The sequence below is a fragment of the Winkia sp. UMB3158 genome (genome assembly GCF_030217145.1).
GTDB classification, from domain to species: domain Bacteria; phylum Actinomycetota; class Actinomycetes; order Actinomycetales; family Actinomycetaceae; genus Winkia; species Winkia anitrata.
Genome location: NZ_JASONH010000007.1, coordinates 105,226 through 112,633, shown reverse-complemented (window position 1 = coordinate 112,633; position 7,408 = coordinate 105,226). Strand labels below are relative to the sequence as shown.

At 56.4% G+C, this 7,408-nt stretch carries 5 protein-coding genes and 1 pseudogene; 4 read left to right on the top strand and 2 right to left on the bottom strand.

Going from position 1 to position 7,408, the window contains the following annotated elements; all coding sequences use genetic code 11:
• Nucleotides 1-983: pseudogene (locus QP400_RS09065) on the bottom strand (hypothetical protein); the annotation flags it as partial.
• Between the two features lie 544 nt (nt 984-1,527).
• Entirely contained in the window at nt 1,528-2,541 is a 1,014-nt protein-coding gene (locus QP400_RS09060) for a hypothetical protein (protein ID WP_004804757.1), read from the bottom strand.
• Between the two features lie 54 nt (nt 2,542-2,595).
• Here QP400_RS09060 and rimP point away from each other — a divergent pair, with 54 nt between their 5' ends.
• The 4 genes from rimP to infB are packed head-to-tail and all read left to right on the top strand — an operon-like array spanning nt 2,596 to nt 7,381.
• A complete protein-coding gene (rimP, locus tag QP400_RS09055; RefSeq protein WP_004804759.1) occupies nt 2,596-3,051 on the top strand; it encodes a ribosome maturation factor RimP in 456 nt (151 codons plus the stop codon).
• An 11-nt stretch (nt 3,052-3,062) separates the two neighbouring features.
• The gene (gene nusA / locus QP400_RS09050; RefSeq protein ID WP_048707520.1) at nt 3,063-4,109 is read left to right on the top strand and encodes a transcription termination factor NusA; all 1,047 of its coding nucleotides are present in this window, start codon (nt 3,063-3,065) and stop codon (nt 4,107-4,109) included.
• Nucleotides 4,106-4,489, top strand: coding sequence for a YlxR family protein (locus tag QP400_RS09045; protein ID WP_004804762.1), 384 nt, complete (start codon nt 4,106-4,108; stop codon nt 4,487-4,489). The genes nusA and QP400_RS09045 overlap by 4 nt, the downstream gene beginning before the upstream one ends.
• A gap of 57 nt (nt 4,490-4,546) precedes the next feature.
• Entirely contained in the window at nt 4,547-7,381 is a 2,835-nt protein-coding gene (infB, locus tag QP400_RS09040; protein ID WP_004804764.1) for a translation initiation factor IF-2, read from the top strand.
• Nucleotides 7,382-7,408: the final 27 nt, after the last annotated feature.

The following is a 7,408-nucleotide window of genomic DNA, read 5'->3' as shown; positions in this document are numbered from 1 at the left end:
TCGGTCCCTGGTTTGGTGTCGGTGCCTGGGTGGGTGTCCGGCTTGTGGGCGTCGCCCGGCTTAGTGTCGGTCCCTGGTTTGGTGTCGGTGCCTGGGTGGGTGTCCGGCTTGTGGGCGTCGCCCGGCTTAGTGTCGGTCCCTGGGTGGGTGTCCGGCTTGTGGGTGTCGCCCGGCTTGGTATCCGGCTTGTGGGTATCGCCCGGCTTGGTGTCGGTCCCTGGTTTGGTGTCGGTACCTGGTTTGGTGTCGGTGCCTGGGTGGGTGTCCGGCTTGGTGTCGGTCCCTGGTTTGGTGTCGGTACCTGGTTTGGTGTCGGTGCCTGGGTGGGTGTCCGGCTTGTGGGTATCGCCCGGCTTGGTGTCGGTGCCTGGTTTGGTGTCGGTGCCTGGGTGGGTGTCCGGCTTGTGGGTATCGCCCGGCTTGGTATCTGTGCCCGGCTTCGTTACTGTGCTCGGGTTGGTATCCCCGGTCGGCCTTACTGCACTTCCAGGCTTAATATTGGCTTCCGGCGTAACTGTGGTGGTAGGAGACACTGATGGGGTAGAAGCCACGGTATTGGTTGGGCGTGCAGCCTGTGTCTTGGGTACGCTCACCTTAGGTACCGCGCGCGACCGTTTGGCAACCAAATTCTGTACCGGAGCAGATGACGCAACTTCTGCTACTACCTGTCGTTGCGTTCTAGTTGCGCCTTGCAATGCCCTGTAGATGTTCCCAACAGTTGCATCTTGAGTTGGAGTTAATGGGGAAGCCTGCGTAAGAGCTTTGACAGTTTTCTCTTTCTTAGGCTTGGGCTTAGTTGGTACCTTGCTAGTGTTATTTTTTGGAGTTTGCGTTGGTGTCGGACTCGCAGGTGCAGATTGTGCTGAATCAGCTGGCTTTTCTGTATTTTTCGGCTCTGCCGGAGTGTTCGAGCAGCCTGCCAACGAAATCATCATTAGTGCGATTAGCGGGGTAGTGGCCCTGAAGAACTTTTTATTGCTCATTCTTATTCCCTTACTAATAGGCAGTTTGAGGACTCCACGCGCGGTTATCAGAACTGATTGCGATAGTGCCCCTATTTACGTGATTTAAAATTTAGCCCCCTTGTAAAAATAGGTGGCGATAGATCTCATAAATAGAGTGTCAGCTCTTAGAAGTTAGAGTATAAGTGCACCTGCGTAGGTGGATTAAATGTTGGCAAATTAGTATTGGCCGGTCGAGGTGGTAGTTAACATCGCCTATTGGCGGGTAGGTGGGCATTAAAATCTCTGCTGGAGAGTGCACCTAGATTAGCTCCATTAGCTGCTTAAGGTGCGTCTGGGGCGGAGACAAAACGATTGTTGTTGCCACGGTTTTAGGGAAAAGTGTGAAACTCCCTGCCTATCGGAGGATCTATTTGAAAATAAAATTAGAAATAAGGGGAGCTGGAAATGCTGATCTGTTAGTAGCAGGGAGTAAAACGGCAGCCTCGATATGTTGCTGTATGGAAACTAGATATGAATTGTTGCCTTCGGTGACTGTAGTCCAGGGCAAGGTCTTCCTAGGTGCCTACTTCGCGCTTTTAGTCTGCCCGCCATCGGCTTTCCCCTGTTTCAAATACGGGAGTGCCGTTTTATTGGCCGATAGTGCTACGTCTGCCCCGTAAATGCGGTCAAGAGTATTTGCTAGCTGCAGGTGCGGGTAAAGGGCTGTAGGTGCTAGCTCTAGCTGCCACGCGCCTGCATTCTGCAGGGCAGCCTGTGCGCACTCCTTAGCGCTGCTAGTGGTGGGGTAGGATACCTGGCGGCTATCGGGTGCTCCGGCAGCCGCTAAGGCGTCGACCTCGCTAGCTAAATATTCAGCGGCTTGAGTTAGAGAATCGGTTGGGAGGTCTTCGCTGTTGGCGGCAGCCCACTCTAGTTGGTAGCGGGACGCGTCTAGGCCAGCTAACAAGTCCTTGGGAAGCTGGTTAGCCTTAGCCGAGGCGGATGGGGCGGATGCGTTCGTGCGGGGAGATTTAGAGGAATCTGTGCTGTACTTGCCTGTTTTCCTGTTAAGGCGGAGCGCTTGTGATTGGGAAACCTTGGTAGGCTCAAAAGGAACTTTTTCGGCTCGAGCTAGCTCTGCCCCTTCCAGGGAGCGGGCTACTGAGGCGGATAGTAGCATCTTTGCCAGCAAGGCATCGCTGACTGCGCCGGCATCCACTTCGGCCTGTGCAGCGCAGCGGGAGTACTCGGCTAGGAGGTCCTTGCTATCGGAAGGAGCTGCTGCAGTTGGCGGCGGTGTAGCCCCGCCCTCAGGGCGCTGTCCTGGCCATCCCTTCCACACTCCGCCGAATGCGTCTAGCCGCTCTTTGGCAGCCGATGCGGCATAACTAGCCCACGCCGAGTGCTTCTTAGTAAGCCCGCTAGCGTTGATTGCTTGGCCGAAATTTTGCTCACACTCCGCAGCATTATTTCTAGCTACCTGATCGATAGAAAGGTCCGGAAGAGGCGGAATACCTGTATCAACACGGAGATTGCATCCAGACAGAGTTATCAGCGCTGTGCCGAAGCAAAGGCAGGTAGCAAGAATTTTTTTCATGCCGCCATCATCGCACGGGTAGGATTGAGGTAGAAAAATCTTGAAGGAGGCGTCTTGCAAAAGGATCAGTTCGAATCACTTCGGCAGCGATTCATCCAGGAAGTTAGCGAGCTCGAACTAACGGTAATGGAAGTAGCGAAGATCCCCGCCGGCAGACACTCGCGTTTGCGGGTAGTTGTCGACCTGATAGACGGGCCAGGAGCTGTTGATTCTGAGGCGCTTACCGAAGCTACCCATAAAATCTCAAAAATTCTTGACGATCTTGATCCGATTGCTGGCCAATACACGCTAGAAGTAACTACTCCAGGCGCAGAGCGGGAACTCCATGACGATCGAGATTTTCGTCGCGCGCTCGGCCAACACGTCGAGCTTGAGGTGGGAAATGCTACCTTGGCGGGTAAACTTGTGGAAGCTGGTCCTGATCCGATTCAGATTAAGACTTCGGATGGGCTCCGGGAAGTGGCAAGAGCAGATATCACGGCGGCTCGCACCGTAGTGATGTTCTTTTAGGAAGGACTTTGATGGACATTGACATGAGCGCTCTGCGCGCCGTCGAAAATGAGCGCGGCATTAGCCTGGACCAGCTTGTAGAGGCTATCGAGGACGCGCTGCTAAAGGCCTACCACAACGTTCCTGGTGCTCTTCCAAAAGCCAGAGTCGAAATCGACAAGCATGGTCACGTCATTGTGATGGCCACCGAAGAGGACGAGGACGGAAACCCCATCGGGGAATTTGATGACACGCCCTCGGGGTTTGGGCGTATCGCTACTTCTGTAGCCCGCTCTATGATCGTGCAGCGTCTGCGTGAGGCCGAGGATGCCCAGGTTTTGGGCGAATTCTCTGACAAGACCGGAACTGTTGTTGCTGGCCGCGTGCAGCAGTCCCGTAATCCACACATTGTTACGGTGAAGGTGGGGGACTACGAGGCCATCCTTCCCGAGGGCGAACAAATTCCTGGCGAGAAGCTCACGCACAACACGCTTATTAGGGCGTATGTGGTCCGTGCGATTCGCACAGAGAAGGGCGCCCGCATCGAACTGTCTCGCCGTCACCCCGAACTAGTTAGGCGTCTTTTTGAACGCGAAGTGCCCGAGCTTACCGATGGTGGGCTAAAAATCGAATCCATTGCTAGGGAAGCGGGCTACCGGACCAAGATAGCGGTAAAGCCACTGCAAAAGGGAGTCAACGCTAAAGGCGCATGCATTGGTCCGATGGGTGCACGTGTGCGAGCCGTGATGAGTGATCTTGGCGGCGAAAAGATTGACATTATCGATTATTCTGACGATATGGCTACGTTTGTAGCGAACGCGCTTTCACCTGCGCGTGTGTCATCTGTCACCATGGCCCCGAATAGTGAGGCTATGGCAAAAGTGCTCGTCCCGGACTTCCAGCTCTCACTAGCGATCGGTAAAGAGGGGCAGAATGCCCGACTTGCTGCCAGGTTAACCGGGTGCAAGATCGACATAAAGGCAGATACTGAAGAGTTGGGTACCCCTCTTGCGTCCTCAGAATCGAGACCAGATACACACATTGACGGTACTGGGTCGCCTGTAGATTCGGCCGAATGACCGCTAAACTAGGTCGTGTATGCATACTTGCGAACGGCGCTTCCAGGAAACGGGACCGCACGTGTGTGGGTTGTAGGAGCCGGGATTCACGGGACCGAATGGTCCGCCTGGTTCAAGACGGGAAGCAAGCAGTAGTTTGTTCCCCGGTGGCGCACAGTGGCAGGGGCGCTTGGATTCACCCGGATCCAATGTGTCTGCAGCGGGCTGTAAAGACCGGTGCGATACCCAGGGCATTGCGAACTGCCGTAAAGGTTGATTCGCGCTCACTAGGGTTGCAGCTGTGGGCTAATCAAGAGGGCACTCAGGGCGGTAAGGTCCTTGGGTCACGAGACGAAAGCGGGTTGGAAGCTGATGGGCACCCGATGAGTACCCAGCGATGAGCTGCCAGCAAAAGTAAATTGTCCGTCCTGTTTGGGGCGGACCCAGACAGGAGAATTGTGGCAAAACTGCGCGTGCATGAGCTTGCGAAAGAGCTCGGTACCACCTCTAAGAATCTTCTTGGAATCCTCAAGGAGCAGGGCGAATTTGTGAAGTCTGCTTCCTCTACCATTGAAGCGCCTGTAGTGCGCCGGATCCGAGAACAGTTCCCGAAGGGCGTCGAAGACGAAAAGAAGCCCGCTGCCAAGGGAACAAAGAAGACTACAAAGACAACGAAGAAGGCAGCTACTCCTAAGGCTGCTGCCAAGAAGGCTACTGCCAGCTCGGCACCTAAGCCGGGCCCGAAGACCAAGAAGGAAACGCCAAAGGCAAAGGCTGAAGCGCCAGCGAAGCCAGCAGCTAAACCGGCAGCAAATGCCAAGGGTTCGCCGAAGGCTGCACCCAAGCCTGCCGCCAAGCCCGGCCCTAAGCCAGCAGCTAAGAAGCCGGCAGCTAAACCGGCACCGGCGAAACCGGCAGCAGCAAAGAAGGCTGCGCCTAAACCTGGCGCCCACATTCCAACCCCGAAGGCAGCCGTTAAGTCTGCCCAGAAGGCGCATGAACCGCGTCCAGGGAACAACCCATTTGCTTCCTCCCAGGGAATGCCGCGTCCGGGTGGATCGCGTCGTCCCGGGCCCAGGCCTGGACCGCGTCCTGGCAATAACCCCTACGCATCGGCTCAGGGAATGCCGAAGCCGGGTGGCCGTGGCCGCTCTAACAAGCCGGGAAGCGGTGCGAAGAATCGTCGCCCGTCCGGTCCGAGGCCGAATCCGAACATGATGCCGGAACGGTCCAAGTTGGCAGAGGCGCAGGCTCGCGCCGGCCAGAACGGCAAGCCAGGAAACCGGGACTCCCGTCGTGGTGGCCGTGGTGGTTCCGGTGGTCCTCGCGGTGGCTTCGGTGGTCCTCGTGGAGGCCGCGGTGGCCGCGGCTCGACTCAAGGTGCGTTCGGTCGCGGAGGCGGCTCTAAGCGCCGTAAGTCTAAGCGCGCCAAGCGTCAGGAATTCGAACAGAAGGCTCCTACCATTGGTGGCGTTCAGGTACCTCGCGGGGATGGAAGCACCGAGATCAGGATCCGTTCCGGCGCTTCGCTGGCTGATTTCGCTGACAAGATCAACGTAAATCCCGCCGCACTGGTCACCGTTATGTTCCACCTTGGTGAAATGGTGACTGCTAACCAGTCGCTGGACCAGGACACCTTCGAGGCTCTTGGTGCTGAACTCGGCTACGTAGTGAAGATCGTCTCTCCCGAGGACGAGGATCGCGAACTGCTCGAATCCTTCGACATCGACCTGGAGGCCGAGGAAGCCGATGACATCGATAACATGGTGCCCCGACCCCCGGTAGTCACGGTTATGGGCCACGTAGACCATGGTAAGACGAAGCTGCTGGATGCGATCCGCCACACCGACGTTGTCGGTGGCGAGCACGGAGGCATCACCCAGCACATTGGTGCCTATCAGGTGAAGGTCTCGTTGAATGACGAAGACCGTGCGGTTACCTTCATCGATACGCCTGGTCACGAAGCATTCACGGCTATGCGTGCACGTGGCGCGCAGTCCACTGACATTGCGATCATCGTGGTTGCAGCAGATGACGGCGTCATGCCGCAGACTGTTGAAGCGATTAACCATGCCCAGTCGGCAGATGTGCCTATCGTGGTCGCCGTCAACAAGGTCGATAAGCCCGAGGCTAAGCCTGACAAGATTCGCGCCCAGCTCACCGAATACAACTTGGTTGCTGAGGAATACGGCGGCGACGTGATGTTTGTAGACATCTCGGCGAAGCAGCGCACCGGCATTCAGGAACTACTGGAAGCTGTGTTGCTTACCGCCGACGCAGCGCTCGACCTCAAGGCGAATCCGGATGCTGAAGCTCGTGGCACTGCCATTGAAGCTAACCTGGACAAGGGGCGCGGTGCTGTTGCAACCATGCTCGTGCAGCGCGGTACATTGCGCGTTGGCGATGCACTGGTTGTCGGAAATGCACACGGGCGCGTCCGCGCAATGTTCGATGATCGCGGCAATTCCGTAAAGGAAGCGGGCCCGTCCTGCCCAGTACAGGTACTAGGTTTGACCTCCGTGCCGCGAGCAGGCGACTCGTTCCTGGTTGCCCCCGACGATCGCACTGCGCGCCAGATTGCAGACAAGCGTGAAGCTGCCGAGAGGCAAGCACAGCTGGCTAAGCGCCGCAAGAGGATTTCGCTTGAAGACTTCGATGAAGCACTCAAGGAAGGCAAGGTTGAGACTCTCAACCTCATCATCAAGGGTGACGTCTCTGGTGCTGTCGAGGCACTTGAAGATTCGCTGCTCAAGATCGAGGTTTCTGACGAAGTACAGTTGCGCATCATTCACCGTGGCGTAGGTGCAATTACCCAGAACGATGTAAACCTGGCAACCGTCGACAACGCGGTTATTATCGGGTTCAACGTCCGTCCGGCTGAACGTGTGGCAGAGTTGGCTGATTCCGAGGGCGTAGACATCAAGTACTACTCGGTCATTTACGCTGCGATCGAGGACGTCGAGAATGCTCTGAAGGGCATGCTGAAGCCGATCTATGAAGAGGTTGAACTCGGTAAAGCCGAGATCTTGCAGGTCTTCAAGTCCGGTAAGTTCGGCAATATTGCTGGTTCGATCGTCCGTTCTGGCAAGATCAAGCGAGGCACTAAGGCTCGTCTGATCCGTGACTCGGTAGTAGTAGCCCCCGACCTTGAGATTGCCTCTTTGCGTCGCGAGAAGGATGACGTGACTGAGGTCCGCGACGGTTACGAGTGCGGTATCACTCTTGGCCACAAGGACATCCAGGTCGGCGACATTATCGAAACTTGGGAAATGCGCGAGAAGCCTCGCGACTAATACCACCAGGGGCGGGCTTCGGCCCGC

Bases quoted from the DNA above. Each gene is read 5' to 3' on its own strand.
- QP400_RS09060 (WP_004804757.1), bottom strand. From the start codon at position 2,541: ATGAAAAAAATTCTTGCTACCTGCCTTTGCTTCGGCACAGCGCTGATA.
- QP400_RS09045 (WP_004804762.1), top strand. From the start codon at position 4,106: ATGACCGCTAAACTAGGTCGTGTATGCATACTTGCGAACGGCGCTTCC.
- nusA (WP_048707520.1), top strand. From the start codon at position 3,063: ATGGACATTGACATGAGCGCTCTGCGCGCCGTCGAAAATGAGCGCGGC.